Below are 15,661 nucleotides of genomic sequence, written 5' to 3'. Positions count from 1 at the left end.
TCCGTCGGAAGCCCTGTTCCACGCCGCCGAGGGCAATTACGACCTGCTGATCGTGTCGCTCAGCCTCGACAATTTCGACGGCCTGCGCCTGTGCAGCCAGGCCCGCTCGCTCGAGCGCACGCGCCAGGTGCCGATCCTCGCGATTTCGGATGCCGACAACAACGCGCGGCTGATGCGCGGGCTCGAGATCGGCGTCAACGACTACCTGCTGCGTCCGGTCGACAAGAACGAATTGCTGGCGCGTGCGCGCACCCAGATCCGCCGTCGCCGCTACACCGATCATCTGCGTGACAATGTGCAGAACTCGATCGAGATGGCGATCACGGATGCGCTGACCGGCCTCAACAACCGGCGCTACATGGAGAGCCACCTCGCGACGCTGGCGGAGCAGGCCTCGATCCGCGGCAAGCCGCTGGCGCTGATGATCCTCGACATCGACTACTTCAAGGCGATCAACGACACCTACGGCCACGATGCCGGCGACGATGTGCTGCGCGAATTCGCCGTCCGCATCCGCAAGTCGATCCGCGGCATCGATCTCGCCTGCCGCTATGGCGGCGAGGAGTTCGTGATCGTGATGCCGGAGACCGATCTGCATGTCGCCGGCATGGTCGCCGAACGGCTGCGCCGCTCGATCGCGGGCGAGCCGTTCACCGTCGACAAGGGCGGCAAACGGATCACGGTCACGATCTCGATCGGGCTCACCACGCTGGAACGCAAGGGCGAGCAGGTCTCCGACGTGCTCAAGCGCGCCGACACCGCGCTCTATCGCGCCAAGCACGACGGCCGCAACCGCGTGGTTTCGGCGGCGGCGTAGCACGCGTCACACTCTCCGTACCAACAGTCGTCATACCCCGCGAAAGCGGGTTATCCAGTACGCTGCGGCCTCTCGCTTCAAGCGTCACCGCCTCTGGAATACTGGGTCGCCCGCCTCCGCGGGCGACGACAGGAACGCTAACGTCCGCGTTTCACTGCGTCATACGCCATCCGCTTGAACTCGAACGAGAACGGATGGACGAACGCCATCTGGCGCTGCGCCATCATCACGCCGGCGATGCCCTTTTTGGGAGAAATCCACCACTGCGTGCCTGCGACGCCGCCCCAGTAGAATTCGCCGGCCGCATCGGGATGATCGATCGGCGAGGGGTTGAGGATCAGACCACCGGCAAGTCCGTGCGCCTTGCCGGGCTGTTCGCCCATCATCGCGAAGCGGATCCACTGTCCTTCGGGCAACTGGTTGGACGTCATCGCGGCGATCGTGTCCGGCTTCAGCAGCGTCGGTCCTCCCGGCAGCAGGCTGCGGATCAGTGCAACCATGTCGGGCAGCGTCGAGACCAGGCCACCGCCGCCATTGAGCCTCGCGATCGGGCGCAGATAGGCGCCGGGGAAGGGCGCATTGTCGGTGCGGGTGAGGCCGGGTTTCATCGGCTCCATGAGGTCCGCCCCTGCGTAGTACGCGACGAGGCGACCCTGGTCCTGTTCGGGGACGACGAAGCCGGTATCGACCATGCCGAGCGGATCGAGAATGCGCGCCTTGATGAAATTGTCGAAGCGCTGGCCGCTGACGACTTCCACGAGGCGTGCGATTACGTCGATCGCGAGCGAGTATTCCCACGACGTGCCCGGCTGATAGATCAGCGGCAGATCGGCCAGTACATCCACCATCTGAGCCAAGGTCGTATTGGGATTGTGCACGCCGCGCTCGTTGAGCGCCTTGAAGATGACGGTGCCGGGATCGAAGAAGCCGTAGCTCAAGCCGGCGCCGTGGCTCAGCAACTGGCGGATGGTGATCGAACTTTGCGCCGGCTCGGTGTCATCGATCGACGTCGCCCCCGGGCGCAACACCCTGCGGTTTCCGAGTTGCGGAATGAAGGTCTCGATCGGGTCGTCGAGCCGGAAGCGGCCGTCCTCAAACAGCAACAGCGCCGCGCAGGAGGTGATCAGTTTGGTGTTCGAGAAGACCCGGAAGATGTGGTCGGTGCGCAGCGGCGTTTGCGCTTCCTTGTCGGCCCATCCGACGCAGCCCGTGTCGGCGACGTCGCGCCCGACCAGAACTGTCCAGGAGATGCCGGACAGAAGATCGCTGTCGATATAGCGCTGCATCGCGGCGCGCGCCGGCGCGAAATCGTAGCCGGTGGCCGTCACCTTCAGATCTTCCATGATCGTTCCCCAGTTGTGCCGCAGTTTGTCGTGCGGTCGCTGTCAATCTCGCCGGACGGAATATGCAGATGGGAATGCCGTCGCATGCCGCCGCCAACGCTAACAACCAAACCGGACTTGCGTACGCAACCGGATTTATCCGCTGCGCTTCTTGTCCGCGGAGCCGGCAACCTTGACCCCCGCGTTCGCCAGCAGCACGCGTGCAGCTTCTCTGGCTGCGCGCGCCATTGCCGGATCGTCGCGCACCAGGTCCTGCGCGATCGAGCCGTCGACCAGCAGCGTGAGCTGGGTCGCAAGTCCCTCGGCATCGGCGACGCCGAGCTGCTGCAGCAGATCGCGAAACCAGACCCGGCGGCTTTCCTTGAAGGCAATTGCGATATTCCGGAACGTGCGGTCCTCGTCCTCCGGCCCGAGTTCGGCCACCGCGTTGACGAACGGGCAGCCGCGAAAGTCCTTTGCCGAGAAGCGCCGCTCCAGCGAATCGAAGGTCGCGAGAATCTGCTCGGCCGGCGGCTTGTCCGAGGGACGGGGCTGCACGAAGCGGTGCTGCAGATAGGCCTCGATCAGCGCGTCCTTCGACGGGAAGTGATTGTAGAGCGTGCGCTTGCTGATACCGATCTCGGCCGCGATGGTGTCGACGCCGATGGCGCGAATGCCCTGCAGGTAGAACAGTTTGTCGGCGGTCTCGAGGATCCGCTCTTTCATGGTCTGTTTGGGAGGCGGGGAAGCCATGCGCCGGCCGTGATCCTCTTCGCTTGACAGTTGGTCCCCTGTATAGCCTAAGTACACAGGTCTGTGTAACCAAAACATGCGTGAATCGCAGGCCGTGGCACTCGTGCCGCGCCGTCATGGGAGAACAAGAACAATGCCCCTGCTGCAGGTCCTGCGTCCCACGCTTCCCATTCTGATCGGTGCCTCCATCATGCTCACGCTGAGCATGGGGCTGCGGCAGAGCCTCGGCATCTTCATGCAGCCGCTGACGCACGACATCGGTATTTCGGTGTCGCATTTCACGCTGGCGCTCGCGGTGCAGAACCTCGCCTGGGGCTTCCTGCAGCCGCTGGCAGGCGCGATGACGGTGCGCTACGGCTTCCGCCCGATCATGGTGGTCGGTGCGCTGGCCTATATCGCTGGCCTCGTGCTGATGACGACGGCGCATAGCCTCGTCGCCATCATGATCGGCGCCGGTGTGCTGATCGGCCTTTCGCTCGCCTGCACCGCGAATGCGATCGCCATGTCGGTCGCGGCGCGCGCGGTGTCGGAGACGATACGCTCGACCGTGCTCGGCATGGTCTCCGCCGCGGGCTCGCTCGGCGCGCTGCTGTCGGCGCCGATCGGCCAGATGCTCAATGAAGGTTTCGGCTGGCGCGTCGGGCTTGCCGGGTTCGTGATCCTGTCGATCGGGATGATTCCCGCCGCGTTGTATGCCGGTCGCGTCGACAAGATTCCGCTGCCGAAGCCGGCGGCCGATGATATCGGCAACGCCACCGCGGCGACCGCGGCCAAGACCGCGTTCGGCAACGCATCCTTCGTGGTCATGACCTGCGCCTACATGGTTTGCGGAATGCAGCTCGTCTTCCTCACCACGCATTTGCCGTCGTATCTGGCGATCTGCGGGCTCGACCCGATGCTGAGCGCGCAGACGCTCGGCATGATCGGCGGCTTCAACGTGCTGGGCTCGCTGTTCTTCGGCTGGGCCGGCCAGCGCTGGAACAAGCTGGCGCTGCTGGGTGGGATCTACATCCTGCGTTCGCTCGCGCTCGCCTGGTACTTCATGCTGCCGGCGACGCCGGGCTCGACGCTGCTGTTCGGCGCCATCATGGGCTTCCTCTGGATGGGCGTCGGTCCGCTGGTCGCGGGCGCGGTGGCCGAGATGTTCGGGCTGCGTTGGCAGGCGATGATCCAGGGCCTTGCCTTCATGAGCCACCAGGTCGGCAGCTTCCTCGGCGCTTACGGAGGAGGGGTGATCTACGACTCGCTCGGCTCCTACACGATGGCCTGGCGGATCGGCGTCGCGCTCGGCCTCGCCGGCGGCATCATTCAGCTTGCCTTCGCACTGATCCGGCCGGCGCAACCGCCGGTCCTCAAGGCCGCATAGCTTCCGATCCCGGCAAACCGGCAACTGCCCAACTCGTGGGCAGTCGCCGGCTGCTGCCTATTTTTTCATCGAAGACTTGCTGCGAGAACGTACAGTGGAGCGTGAAGCCGTTCTGCGCCCGGATCGAATTTGTAGTGTGTTCAACGTGTTGATCGGCATGCACCGGTGGCACGAATCTTGATTGAATTGGCTACAAATCGTGCCGGAAGCCGTCGCTGCGGGTTCCGGCGTGGGGACCTATGGGAAGGGCTGGCCACGATGAGGCTAGTCGCCGTCATTCTCCCGCCATCCGCGCACCACGGCCTTCGCCGCGCCGCCGAGCAGTGGCCCGTTGTGCCTCGCATCCGGCCTGATGCCGCAGCGACTTCGCTGCTTCGCGCTTTCAGCGTCGCCGGCGCCGGAACGCGCTGCGCCCATTTCCGAACACCAGCATTTCTTGTGATGGGAGGACGATGATGGAGTCTGCGACATACACGCGCCCGAAGCTCGTGAGAATCGTGGTTGCGCTGCTGGGAGTGGCGTTTCTTTGCCTGTTGTTCAGCAACCTTGCGCTGGCTGAGGATGCGGCGGCGCCGCCGGCCTGCGGCGGCAAGATTCTCGAGAAATGCACGCCGAATTCCGGCGACACCGCCTGGATGCTTACGTCAGTCGCGCTCGTCCTGATGATGACGATCCCGGGCCTCGGCCTGTTCTACGGCGGCATGGTGCGCAAGAAGAATGTCGGCGATACCGTGATGACCAGCTTCGCCGTCACCTGCCTGGTCACAATCCTGTTTGCGGTCCTGACCTACAGTCTGGCGTTCCGCGCCGGCACGCCGTTTATCGGCGGCCTGGATCGCATGTTCCTCAAGGACATCCTGAGCGACATCGGCAAGGGTGGCATCGGCAATCCCAATCCACTTGCCGCGACCATCCCCGAGTCCGTCTACATCTGCTTCCAGATGACGTTCGCCATCATCACGCCGGCGCTGATCGCCGGCGCGTTCGCCGAGCGAATGAAGTTCTCCGCGATGCTCTGGTTCATCGGGCTGTGGGCGATCTTCGTCTACGCGCCGATCGCGCATTGGGTCTGGGGGCCCGACGGCATCTTCTCCGCGGGTAACGACGCTGCGTATGTCAAAGTTCTCGATTTCGCCGGCGGCACCGTCGTCCACATTAATGCCGGCGTCGCCGGCCTGATGTGCGCCATCATGCTCGGCAAGCGCGTCGAGACGGGGCCGGCGCACAACATGGTGCTGACCTTCATCGGCGCGTCGCTGCTGTGGGTCGGCTGGTTCGGCTTCAATGCCGGCTCCGCTGTCACGGCTGGAATGCAGGCGGGCATGGCCATGCTGGTGACCCAGATCGCCACGGCGGTGGCGGGCTTCACCTGGATGCTGGTGGAATGGGCATTGAAGGGCAAGCCGACCGTCGTCGGCATCTGCTCGGGGGCCGTTGCGGGCCTCGTCGCGATCACGCCGGCCTCCGGATTCGTCGGGCCGGTCGGCGCCTTCGCCATCGGCATCGCCGCCGGCGTCTGCTGCTACTGGGGATGCACCGGCCTGAAGCGCATGTTCAGCTACGATGATGCGCTGGACTGCTTCGGCGTCCATGCCCTCGGCGGCATCGTCGGGGCGCTGCTGACCGGGGTTTTCGCGGTCGAGCAGTATGGCGGTACGGCCGGGGTTCTGGAGGGAAATGCCGGACAGTTTCTCAATCAGTGCATCGGCGTCGCGACGGTTTTCGTGTATGATGCCGTCGTGAGCCTGATCATCCTGTTCGTGATCAATCTCTTCGTCGGGCTTCGCGTCACACGGGATATCGAGCGCGAAGGGTTGGATCTGGCACTGCACGGCGAGGTCGTGCAGTAGACTTGGCGGCATTCCGCACGGTCGGCGATCTTCGCCGGCCGGCGCGGATCAAAGCTGTTCGAGGTGATCCGATGAACTGGTTCTATTGGAACACAGCGTGGTCGCTGTTCTTCAGCCTCGTTTGGTTCATGACCATCACGCACAATCCAGATGCACGCATCGCGGACGCGCATCTGCCCGATGAGGCGTTCGGCGGCCGCTAGCTGCGGTAGTAGCGCCACATTCTGAGGAACGTCCGGTGGATCTCGTCGGGCGTCCGGTCGAATGGCTCGAGATCGACGCGGACCACGCCACGATGGTCCATGCGCCACGGCAGGCGCATCAGGAGCCGATAGGCCGGCCGCTTGCGCCAATCGGCCACCAGCGCGCTGCCGAGCGGCCCGCTGAGTGCGATCTGCAACTCGTGAACGGTCATCGCGCGCTCGGCGATCTCGACGAGGTCGATGCGCGTGATGGCGCGCCAGCGGATCAGCCCGAAGGCCTGGATGAAGATGCCGTACTGGTTGGCCCCGATGGTCGGACGACCGGCCTCCAGCAGAGGAATGTTGTAATAGGTGAAGCCGCCAGCTGCCGCTGCCGGCGCCAGCCAATAGATCGCGCCGGTGATCCAGGTCGCGGTCAGAAAGATGGCGGCCAGGGCGGCCGTGGCATAGACCGGAAAGTAGATGTCCTCGCGGCCGTACGCGACCGAGTAGCCGCCGACGTTTCCCTCGTCCAAGCTTGCGATCATGTGAGCCCTGCGCCCGAGGCTTGCCCGGGAAGCATGCGGGATGACGCTTGGCTACAAAGCAAAAACGGGGCCGCGAGGGCCCCGTTCGAACACCGAAAGCAAGCGATCTTACTTGATCTTGGATTCCTTGAACTCGACGTGCTTGCGCGCGACCGGGTCGTACTTCTTCTTGACCAGCTTGTCGGTCATGGTGCGCGAGTTCTTCTTGGCAACGTAATAGAAGCCGGTGTCGGCCGTCGATACGAGCTTGACCTTGATGGTGACCGCCTTGGCCATGTGCAAAACCTCGAAAATCGGGGGATATCGGGAGCCGGCCAAATCGGCCCGCGTTTGGGCGGGAAACTAGCTGCAAACCGCTCAAAGTCAAGGATTTCCGAGCCAAAACCACCCCGATTCCGGGCTAATTACCCCTCGAAGAACCGATTTTTCGGCCTTGGCAGGCCCAAATTCTCCCGCAGCGTCCGTCCTTCGTATTCCTTACGGAAAATCCCGCGCTTCTGCAGTTCCGGGACCACCTTGTCGACGAACTCGAACAGCCCCTGCGGCAGATAGGGGAACATGATGTTGAAGCCGTCACTGCCGCGCCCCTCCAGCCATTCCTCCATCTGGTCGGCGATGGTCTGCGGCGTGCCGACGAAGGCAAGCCCGCCATAGCCGCCGACGCGCTGGGCGAGCTGGCGCACGGTGAGCTTGTCGCGCGCCGCGACATCGACGAGGCGCTGCCGGCCGCTCTTGCTGGCATTGGTTTCCGGGATCGGCGGCAATTGCCCGTCGGGATCGAAGCCGGACGCGTCGGTGCCGAGGATCACCGAAAGCGAGGCGATCGCGCTGTCGTAGTGCACGCGGCTGTCGAGCAGTGCGCGCTTCTCCCTGGCTTCCTCGACGCTGTCGCCGACCACCACGAAGGCGCCGGGCAGGATCTTCAGATGCTCGGGATCGCGGCCGATCGTCTCCATGCGGCCCTTGATGTCGGCATAGAGCTTCTGTCCGTCCGCCAGGCTGCCGCCGCCGGTGAACACGGCTTCCGCCGTCTCGGCCGCAAGCTGCCTGCCGTCGTCGGAGGCGCCGGCCTGCACGATCACGGGCCAGCCCTGCACCGGGCGGGCGATGTTCAGCGGGCCGCGGACCGAGAGATATTTGCCCTTGTGATTGAGCACATGCATCTTGTCGGGATCGACGAACAGCCCGGACTCGACATCGCGCACGAAGGCATCGTCGGCGAAGGAATCCCACAGGCCGGTGACGACGTCGTAGAACTCGCGGGCGCGCTTGTAGCGCTCGGCATGCTCCATGTGATCGTCGAGGCCGAAATTCAGCGCCGCGTCCGGATTGGACGTGGTGACGATATTCCAGCCGGCGCGGCCGCCGGAGATGTGGTCGAGCGAGGCGAAGCGCCGGGCGACGTGATAGGGCTCGTCGAAGGTGGTCGAGCCGGTTGCGATCAGGCCGATATTTTCGGTGACGGCGGCCAGCGCCGAGAGCAGCGTGAACGGCTCGAACGAGGTCACGGTGTGGCTGCGCTTCAGCGCATTGATCGGCATGTTCAGCACGGCCAGATGGTCGGCCATGAAGAAGGCGTCGAACTTGCCGGCCTCGAGCTTCCGGATCAGCTGCTTGATATGGTCGAAGTTGAAATTGGCGTCGGGCCAGGCCCCGGGATAGCGCCAGGCGCCGGTGTGAATGCTGATCGGCCGCATGAATGCGCCGAGCTTGAGTTGACGCTTCGCCATTGCCCCGTTCCGTTCTTGATGTCGTTAGCCGAACAGATAGGGAGGCGTTTCGCGGCGCGCCATGCCAACGGCGCCAGAAGATTTTTGCAATTTGTGGCGCTCACGGAGGATAAGTCCGCGGCCTCTCCACGGTCGTCATTGCGAGGAGCTCGCGACAAAATTGCAAAGCAATTTTGCGCTGAAGCGACGAAGCAATCCATGGTTCGGCAAGCGGTGAGATGGATTGCTTCGCTTCGCTCGCAATGACGCCGGGCAGGCCTACGCCCCCAACACGTCCTTGTGCATCTTGCCGCCGTAGAAATGGAAGAACGGCACGGCTGCGTCGTGGCGGAGCGGGCCGGTGGCGAGGCGGCGGTCGAGCTCGGCGAGCACGTTTTTGGTCATGGCATGCGCGTCGGCGAGCGGCTCGGAGCCGATCTCGACCCAGACCAGCTCGACCAGTTCGGCATCGGCATGCACCACGCCTTCAACGCGATGCGCGATGGTCGAGGCATCTGCAGTGAAGAAGCGGGTGTCGAAGCGGCGGACGCGGCCGGGCGGGGTGATCGCACGCGCGATCAGGAACAGGCCGGACGGATCGGGCAACAGACCGGCGTCGGCGAACGGCGCCCAGGGACCATCGAGCTTCTGCGACTTCTCGACCTTGCGGCCGAGGCAGAGCCCGGTCTCTTCGCAGGCTTCGCGGATCGCCGCATTGGCGAGCGCGCGTGCGCGGCCGGGCGTGATCTTCGGGCTGCCCTTCAGGAGATTGGCTTCGAGCTCCGGCGTGATTGGGGCTGCGACCGGCACGCGGTTGTCGGCCTTGTCGACGCGGCCGCCGGGAAAGACGAATTTGCCGGGCATGAACACCACCTTGTCGTGGCGCTTGCCGACCAGCACCTTCGGCTTGGCGCCGGAGCGATCGATCAGGATCAGCGTCGCGGCATCCTTCGGCCGGAAATACGCGTGATGATCGGCTTCTTTTTCGCCCTGGTGGACGACGGCGGCGGGTGCGGCGGCTTCAGTCATTTCATCCTTTTCATTTCTTCTTGTGGTCCGGTTTAGCTAGACCGGCGGGATGTCGCTAGGGGGATTCTCGTCAAAGCCATGCATGCGCAGGGCCCATTGCAAGCCGATCACGGCTCCCTTCACCGGCTGCAACAATGCGAGCGATGCGAACAGCGTGAACGGCAGATAGATCGCCAATTGCAGCCACACCGGCGGCGAATAGTTGGTCTCGATCCACAGCGCGGTCGGTACCACGATATGGCCGACGATGACGATGACGAGATAGGCGGGCAGATCGTCGGCGCGATGCGGCGTGAAATCAAGATCGCAGACAGGACAGTGGCCGTCGCATTTGAGAAACTTGCGGAACAGTCTGCCTTTTCCGCAACGCGGACAACGGCCGCGGAACCCGCGCCTCATCGCGCTCCACACGTCGCGCTTCTCGGGCTCGGCCGCGTCGCGAGTCCAGACCACCGTCGGCGGTGTCACGTCCATGACTTCACATCCATGACTTGCCTCGCTTCGATTTGCCGGATTTCTGCTTCGCCGGCTTGCGGTCCTTCTTGTTGCGCACCTTCCGTTCCTTGTGCGCCTTCTTGCCGGATCCCTTGCTGTGTCCCTTGCCAAATCCCGCGGCGCGACGCTCGTCCCGTCCGCCGTCGCGTTTTCTGCCGCGCGGAATTGTCTGACCATCGGATAATAGCTCAAAACGCAGGGCGCCCGCCACAGGAGCTGCCTCGACCAGCCGCACGTCGACGACGTCGCCGAGCCGATACATGGTGCCGCTGCGCGTCCCGATCAGCGCGTGGCGGGTTTCGTCGTAGTTGAAATATTCGCTGCCGATGGTGCGGATCGGGATCAGGCCGTCGGCGCCGGTGTCGTCGAGCTTCACGAACAGGCCGGCGCGCGTCACGCCGGAAATGCGGCCCTGGAACGAGGCGCCGACCTTGTCGGCGAGGAAATGCGCGATCAGCCGGTCGGTGGTCTCGCGCTCCGCCTTCATCGCGCGGCGTTCGGTGACGGATATCTGCGCGGCGACCTCGGCCAGCGTCTCCACACTCTCATCCGTCGGCAAGGCGCCTTCGCCGAGGCCGAGCGCGCGGATCAGCGCGCGATGCACGATCAGATCGGCGTAGCGGCGGATCGGCGAGGTGAAGTGCGCGTAGCGGCGCAGGTTGAGGCCGAAATGGCCGTAGTTCTCGGCGGAGTATTCGGCCTGCGCCTGCGAACGCAGCACCACCTCGTTGACCAGCGGCTCGTAATCCTCGCCCGAGACTTGCGCCAGCACGCGGTTGAATTGCGCAGGCCGCAGCGCGCCCTGCTTGGTGAAGGGCAGGTCGAGCGTCTTCAAAAATTCCTGGAGGTTGTGGACCTTCTCCTGGCTCGGCTCGTCGTGTACGCGGTAGATCAGCGGGAGGTTCTTCTTCTCCAGCATCTCGGCCGCGGCGACGTTGGCGAGGATCATGAATTCCTCGATCAGCCGGTGCGCATCGAGCCGCTGCGGCACGATTACCCGATCGACAGTGCCGTCGCCCTTCAATAGGATCTTGCGCTCCGGCAGATCGAGATCAAGCGGGTCGCGCTCGTTGCGTGCGAGCTTGACCAGCTCATAGGCCGACCACAGCGGCTTCAGAATCGGATCGAGCAGGGGGCCGGTGATGTCGTCGGGCCTGCCGTCGATCGCGGCCTGCGCCTGCGCGTAAGCGAGTTTTGCAGCCGAGCGCATCAGCATGCGGTGGAACGTGTGCGAGCGCTTGCGGCCGTCGGCGCCGATCACCATGCGCACCGCGAGCGCGCCGCGCGGCTCGCCCGGCACCAGCGAGCAGAGATTGTTGGAGATGCGCTCGGGCAGCATCGGCACAACGCGATCGGGGAAATACACCGAGTTGCCGCGCTGGAGCGCGTCGCGGTCGAGCGCCGAGCCGGGCCGCACATAGAAGGCGACGTCGGCGATCGCGACATGGACGATGAAGCCGCCCTTGTTGTTCGGATCAGGATCGACTTCCGCATGCACGGCGTCGTCGTGGTCCTTGGCGTCAGGCGGATCGATGGTGACGAGCGGCACGTCGCGCCAGTCCTCGCGGCCCTGCAAGGTCGCAGGCTTGGCGTCTTCGGCTTCGCGCAGCGCGGAGGACGAGAACACCTGCGGAATGTCGTGGGTGTTGATCGCGATCAGGCTGATCGCCTTTTCGCTCGCGATCGAGCCGAGCCGCTCCTTGACGCGGGCGGAGGCGAGGCCAAAGCTGCGGGTGCGGATCAGGTCGACGCTGATCAGATCGCCGTCCTCGGCGCCGCCGGTATCTGGCTTGGCGATATTGAGCTCGCGGCCGGCCTGCTTCTTGTCGACCGGGATCAGGCGCCCGCCGCCGTCAGGATTGCGGCGAAAGATGCCGAGGATGCGCGTGCGCCCGTGATCGATCACCTTGATGACGCGGCCGCGATAGGGCGTGCCGGCGTGCTCGTCGGTTACTTCCACGCCCCGCAGCGCGCGGTCGCCGACGCCCGCCGTGGTGCCGGGCTTCGGCCGCCGCGGCGTCTCGATGCGGATTTTGGGAGCGGTGCCGTTCTCTTCGGTGTCCCACTCGGCGGGCGTTGCGATCAACTCGCCGTCGCTATCGCGGCCGGTGATGTCGGCGAGCACGGTCGGCGGCAGCGCCGCCGGCTCGTGGATCTTGCGGCCGCGTTTTGCAACTGTGCCGTCGTCGGCGAGCTCGCGGAGGATCCGCTTCAGCTCGATGCGGTCGTCGTTCTTCAGGCCGAACTGGCGCGCGATCTCGCGGGTGCCGACCTTGCCTGGATTGGCGCGGATGAAGGCGACGATGGCGTCCCGGCCCGGAAAGCCATGGTCGGGTTTTCGTTTCACTTATCCTCGTGCCTTGCCGGCGCTTTTCTTCGCGGGCGCTTTCCCTGGTGCCGGCGACTTTGCCGCAGTGGTCTTGGCGCCAGAGGCGACCGGCGCGCGCGCCTTGCTGGTCGCATCCGATTTCGGCTTCGCCGCGGCCTTCTTGGACGCAGCCTTCTTGGCCGGCTTGGCCTCGGCGTCAGCCTCGGTCTTCTCGGCCTTGGCTTTCGCGGCCTTGGCGGGCTTCTCCGCCTTCGCCTTCTTGGCCTTCTTGCCGCCGCCCTTGGCCGCGCGCTCGTCGATCAGCGCGATCGCTTCCGCGAGCGTGACCTCGTCGGGCGTGCGGTCGCTCGGGATCGTCGCGTTGACGCCACCCGCCGCGACATAGGCACCGTAGCGGCCGTTCTTCAGCGCGACCGCGCCGAGCGTCGGGTGATCGCCGAGCGGCTTGCCGGGATCGGCGCCGAAGCGGCGGCCACTCGGACCCTTCGCGATCTTCTCCGCGATCAGCGTGACGGCGCGGTTCAGCCCGATGTCGAAGACCTCGTCGCCGGCCTCGAGGCTGGCATAGGTCTTCTCGTGCTTCACGAACGGCCCGAACCGGCCGAGACCGGCGACGATCGGTTCTCCCGTCTCCGGGTGCTTGCCGATCTCGCGCGGCAGCGACAACAGCTTCAGCGCCAATTCGAGGTCGACAGTGGCGGGCGAGGTGCCCTTCGGAATGCCCGCACGCTTCGGCTTTTCGCCTTCGGCGTAGTTCTTCTGCTCGCCGAGCTGGATATAGGGGCCGAAGCGGCCGGCCTTCACCGCGACCTCGAACCCGGTGTCGGGATCGGTGCCGAGGATGCGGTCGGCGCTCTCGGCGCTGTCGGCCGCCAGCGGCCTGGTGTAGCGGCATTCCGGATAGTTCGAGCAGCCGACGAAGGCGCCGTGCTTGCCGGCCTTCAGATTGAGCCGGCCGGTGCCGCAGGTCGGGCACTGCCTGACGTCGCCGCCATCGGCGCGCGGCGGATAGATGTGCGGACCGAGCATCGCGTCGAGCGCATCGAGCACCTCGGCGACGCGCACGTCCTTGATGTCGTTCACCGCGCCGATGAAGCCGCGCCAGAAATCCTTCAACACCTGTTGCCAGGAGATCTCGTTGTTGGAGACGCGATCGAGCTGTTCCTCGAGATCGGCCGTGAAGTCGTATTCGACGTACCGCGAGAAGTAATTTTCGAGGAACGCGACCACGACGCGGCCCTTGTCCTCGCCGTGCAGCCGCTTCTTCTCCAGCTTGACGTAGCCGCGGTCCTTCAAGACCTGCAGGATCGAGGCGTAGGTCGAGGGACGGCCGATGCCGAGCTCTTCCATCCGCTTCACCAATGATGCTTCCGAGAAGCGCGGCGGCGGCTCGGTGAAATGCTGGTTGACGGCAAGGCTCTGGCGCTTCACGGCCTCGCCTTCGCTCATCGCGGGCAGGCGGCGCGAATCCTCGTCCTCCTCGTCGTCACGGCTTTCCTGGTAGAGCGCGAGGAAGCCGTCGAACTTGACGACCTGTCCGGAGGCGCGCAGCTCCAGCACGCGGGTGCCGGCCTTGGCCTCGATGTCGACGGTGGTGCGTTCGAGTTCAGCGGATTCCATCTGGCTCGCAATGGTGCGCTTCCAGATCAGCTCGTAGAGCCGCGCCTGATCGGCATCGAGCCGGCGGCCGATGGTGGCCGGACGGCGCGACAGATCGGTCGGGCGGATCGCTTCGTGGGCTTCCTGCGCGTTCTTGGCCTTGGCCTGGTACTGGCGCGGCGCATCCGGCACATAGGCGTTGCCGTAATCCTCGCCGATCACCTTGCGCGCCTGCGTGATCGCCGACGGATCGATCTGCACGCCGTCGGTTCGCATATAGGTGATCAGACCGGTGGTCTCGCCGCCGATGTCGATGCCCTCGTAGAGCCGCTGCGCGATGCGCATGGTATGCGCCGGCGCAAAGCCCAGCTTGCGGCTCGCTTCCTGCTGCAAGGTCGAGGTGGTGAAGGGCGCCTGCGGATTGCGCCGCGCCGGCTTGGCCTCGACGGTCGCAACCTTGAAGAGGGCGGCCTCGATCGCCTTCTTGAAATCCTCGGCTTCCGCACCGGAGCCGATGTCGAGCCGCGCGATCTTCTTGCCGTCGGCGCCGACCAGCCGCGCTTCGAAGGCCTCGCCGCGCGGCGTCAGCAGCGTCGCAACCAGCGACCAGTACTCCCGCGGCACGAACTTCTCGATCTCGAGCTCGCGGTCGCAGACCAGCCGCAGCGCGACCGACTGCACGCGGCCGGCGGAGCGGGCGCCGGGCAGCTTGCGCCACAGCACCGGCGAGAGGGTGAAGCCGACCAGATAATCCAGCGCGCGGCGCGCCATATAGGCGTCGACCAGCGCGCCGTCGATCTGGCGCGGCGCCCTCATGGCGTCGGTGACGGCCTGCTTGGTGATGGCGTTGAACACCACGCGCTCGACCTTCTGGTCCTTCAGCGCGCGCTTTTCCTTCATCACCTCCAGCACGTGCCAGGAGATCGCTTCGCCCTCGCGATCAGGGTCGGTTGCGAGAATCAGGCGGTCGGCACCCTTGAGCGCCTTGGCGATGTCGTTCAGCCGGCTCGCCGCCTTGGCATCGACCTCCCAGATCATCTGGAAATTGGCGTCCGGATCGACGGAACCGTTCTTGGCCGGGAGATCGCGAACATGGCCGAACGACGCCAGGACCTCGTACGAGGACCCCAGATATTTGTTGATCGTCTTGGCCTTGGCCGGCGACTCCACAATGACGATATTCATGTCATTCCAATAGCTTACGGGAAAACCTGAAGGCGGGTTCCGCTAGACTCGCGACCTGCCGTGTCGGGGCGAACATGGGTGCTGGGGCGGTCGGTGTCAAATCGCCAGATATTGAAGGGAGGGCCCAAGCTGTGGAGTTCCTATCCCAAGGGTTGAAAAATACGTCCTAGAGTTGCGGCCGGAAACGGCGTATCTCTTTATGTATAGCGTGGGAATCGGATTAGGCCTTTTGAGCAGTACAGGGGGCGGCCGGAAGCGTAAGCCGTCCGACCGGCGGCGGCCGGTGGGCGATGAGGCAGGTGGGGAGGGCGGCCCGGATGACGCCCTGGTCCTGATCGCAGCGGCCGCGACCGAACTCGCCAAACTCGCCCAGCGCCACAAATTCGAGGTACTCGACCATCTGCTCGCGATGGCCACCCTGGAGGCCGACGAACAGTTGCGCGCGCGCAACCGGCGGAAGCTGTCGTGAACGAACCA

Annotated in this window: 14 protein-coding genes; 5 read left to right on the top strand and 9 right to left on the bottom strand. The window is 65.0% G+C overall.

Annotated features, from left to right (window positions below):
- The coding region (locus FNJ47_RS01775) for a diguanylate cyclase (RefSeq protein WP_163149888.1) at nt 1–817 on the top strand (817 nt) is incomplete at its 5' end.
- A 137-nt stretch (nt 818–954) separates the two neighbouring features.
- Here the strand turns inward: FNJ47_RS01775 and FNJ47_RS01770 are convergent.
- Both FNJ47_RS01770 and FNJ47_RS01765 read right to left on the bottom strand, forming a co-directional pair.
- Nucleotides 955–2,160 carry a serine hydrolase domain-containing protein gene (locus tag FNJ47_RS01770; RefSeq protein WP_235999289.1) on the bottom strand — a complete coding sequence of 402 codons (1,206 nt, stop codon included), beginning with the start codon at nt 2,158–2,160 and terminating at the stop codon, nt 955–957.
- A 135-nt stretch (nt 2,161–2,295) separates the two neighbouring features.
- Nucleotides 2,296–2,892, bottom strand: a complete 597-nt coding sequence (locus tag FNJ47_RS01765) for a TetR/AcrR family transcriptional regulator (RefSeq protein ID WP_163149886.1) — start codon at nt 2,890–2,892, stop codon at nt 2,296–2,298.
- 133 nt (nt 2,893–3,025) lie between these two features.
- Between FNJ47_RS01765 and FNJ47_RS01760 the strand changes: the two genes are divergently transcribed.
- From FNJ47_RS01760 to FNJ47_RS52755, 3 genes are all read left to right on the top strand, one after another.
- Nucleotides 3,026–4,258 carry an MFS transporter gene (locus FNJ47_RS01760; protein WP_163149884.1) on the top strand — a complete coding sequence of 411 codons (1,233 nt, stop codon included), beginning with the start codon at nt 3,026–3,028 and terminating at the stop codon, nt 4,256–4,258.
- Nucleotides 4,259–4,710: 452 nt separating this feature from the next.
- The gene (locus FNJ47_RS01755; protein ID WP_163149882.1) at nt 4,711–6,108 is read left to right on the top strand and encodes an ammonium transporter; all 1,398 of its coding nucleotides are present in this window, start codon (nt 4,711–4,713) and stop codon (nt 6,106–6,108) included.
- Between the two features lie 71 nt (nt 6,109–6,179).
- Nucleotides 6,180–6,311, top strand: a complete 132-nt coding sequence (locus FNJ47_RS52755; RefSeq protein ID WP_244485707.1) for an inositol phosphorylceramide synthase regulatory subunit KEI1 — start codon at nt 6,180–6,182, stop codon at nt 6,309–6,311.
- Here the strand turns inward: FNJ47_RS52755 and FNJ47_RS01745 are convergent.
- The 7 genes from FNJ47_RS01745 to topA all read right to left on the bottom strand — a co-directional run bounded on the left by FNJ47_RS01745 (nt 6,308) and on the right by topA (nt 15,184).
- Complete coding sequence (locus FNJ47_RS01745) at nt 6,308–6,838, bottom strand: hypothetical protein (RefSeq protein WP_163149876.1); 531 nt, start codon at nt 6,836–6,838, stop codon at nt 6,308–6,310. The two genes, FNJ47_RS52755 and FNJ47_RS01745, sit on opposite strands and share 4 nt — an antisense overlap.
- A 108-nt stretch (nt 6,839–6,946) precedes the next feature.
- On the bottom strand, nt 6,947–7,114 hold the full coding sequence (gene rpmG / locus FNJ47_RS01740) for a 50S ribosomal protein L33 (protein WP_027537094.1): 168 nt from the start codon (nt 7,112–7,114) through the stop codon (nt 6,947–6,949).
- Nucleotides 7,115–7,242: 128 nt separating this feature from the next.
- A complete protein-coding gene (locus FNJ47_RS01735; RefSeq protein WP_163149873.1) occupies nt 7,243–8,568 on the bottom strand; it encodes an LLM class flavin-dependent oxidoreductase in 1,326 nt (441 codons plus the stop codon).
- A 258-nt stretch (nt 8,569–8,826) separates the two neighbouring features.
- Nucleotides 8,827–9,576 carry an NUDIX hydrolase gene (locus FNJ47_RS01730; RefSeq protein ID WP_163149870.1) on the bottom strand — a complete coding sequence of 250 codons (750 nt, stop codon included), beginning with the start codon at nt 9,574–9,576 and terminating at the stop codon, nt 8,827–8,829.
- 36 nt (nt 9,577–9,612) lie between these two features.
- Nucleotides 9,613–10,050, bottom strand: coding sequence for a DUF983 domain-containing protein (locus FNJ47_RS01725; RefSeq protein WP_163149867.1), 438 nt, complete (start codon nt 10,048–10,050; stop codon nt 9,613–9,615).
- A gap of 4 nt (nt 10,051–10,054) precedes the next feature.
- Nucleotides 10,055–12,418: a ribonuclease R gene (gene rnr / locus FNJ47_RS01720; RefSeq protein ID WP_163149864.1), complete on the bottom strand. Its 2,364-nt coding sequence runs from the start codon at nt 12,416–12,418 to the stop codon at nt 10,055–10,057.
- Nucleotides 12,419–15,184: a type I DNA topoisomerase gene (gene topA, locus FNJ47_RS01715; RefSeq protein WP_163149861.1), complete on the bottom strand. Its 2,766-nt coding sequence runs from the start codon at nt 15,182–15,184 to the stop codon at nt 12,419–12,421.
- A 283-nt stretch (nt 15,185–15,467) separates the two neighbouring features.
- Here topA and FNJ47_RS01710 point away from each other — a divergent pair, with 283 nt between their 5' ends.
- A complete protein-coding gene (locus FNJ47_RS01710; protein WP_163149660.1) occupies nt 15,468–15,653 on the top strand; it encodes a hypothetical protein in 186 nt (61 codons plus the stop codon).
- Nucleotides 15,654–15,661 lie beyond the last annotated feature (8 nt).

The organism is Bradyrhizobium uaiense (assembly GCF_010811875.1).
Classification (GTDB): Bacteria; Pseudomonadota; Alphaproteobacteria; order Rhizobiales; family Xanthobacteraceae; genus Bradyrhizobium; species Bradyrhizobium uaiense.
The sequence above is the reverse complement of the archived record's forward strand: the minus strand, read 5'-3'. Positions and strand labels throughout refer to the sequence as shown.

Bases quoted from the DNA above. Each gene is read 5' to 3' on its own strand.
- FNJ47_RS01730 (WP_163149870.1), bottom strand. From the start codon at position 9,576: ATGACTGAAGCCGCCGCACCCGCCGCCGTCGTCCACCAGGGCGAAAAA.
- FNJ47_RS01755 (WP_163149882.1), top strand. From the start codon at position 4,711: ATGATGGAGTCTGCGACATACACGCGCCCGAAGCTCGTGAGAATCGTG.
- FNJ47_RS01745 (WP_163149876.1), bottom strand. From the start codon at position 6,838: ATGATCGCAAGCTTGGACGAGGGAAACGTCGGCGGCTACTCGGTCGCG.
- rpmG (WP_027537094.1), bottom strand. From the start codon at position 7,114: ATGGCCAAGGCGGTCACCATCAAGGTCAAGCTCGTATCGACGGCCGAC.
- FNJ47_RS01765 (WP_163149886.1), bottom strand. From the start codon at position 2,892: ATGGCTTCCCCGCCTCCCAAACAGACCATGAAAGAGCGGATCCTCGAG.
- FNJ47_RS01760 (WP_163149884.1), top strand. From the start codon at position 3,026: ATGCCCCTGCTGCAGGTCCTGCGTCCCACGCTTCCCATTCTGATCGGT.
- FNJ47_RS01735 (WP_163149873.1), bottom strand. From the start codon at position 8,568: ATGGCGAAGCGTCAACTCAAGCTCGGCGCATTCATGCGGCCGATCAGC.
- FNJ47_RS52755 (WP_244485707.1), top strand. From the start codon at position 6,180: ATGAACTGGTTCTATTGGAACACAGCGTGGTCGCTGTTCTTCAGCCTC.
- FNJ47_RS01770 (WP_235999289.1), bottom strand. From the start codon at position 2,160: ATGGAAGATCTGAAGGTGACGGCCACCGGCTACGATTTCGCGCCGGCG.
- FNJ47_RS01725 (WP_163149867.1), bottom strand. From the start codon at position 10,050: ATGGACGTGACACCGCCGACGGTGGTCTGGACTCGCGACGCGGCCGAG.
- topA (WP_163149861.1), bottom strand. From the start codon at position 15,184: ATGAATATCGTCATTGTGGAGTCGCCGGCCAAGGCCAAGACGATCAAC.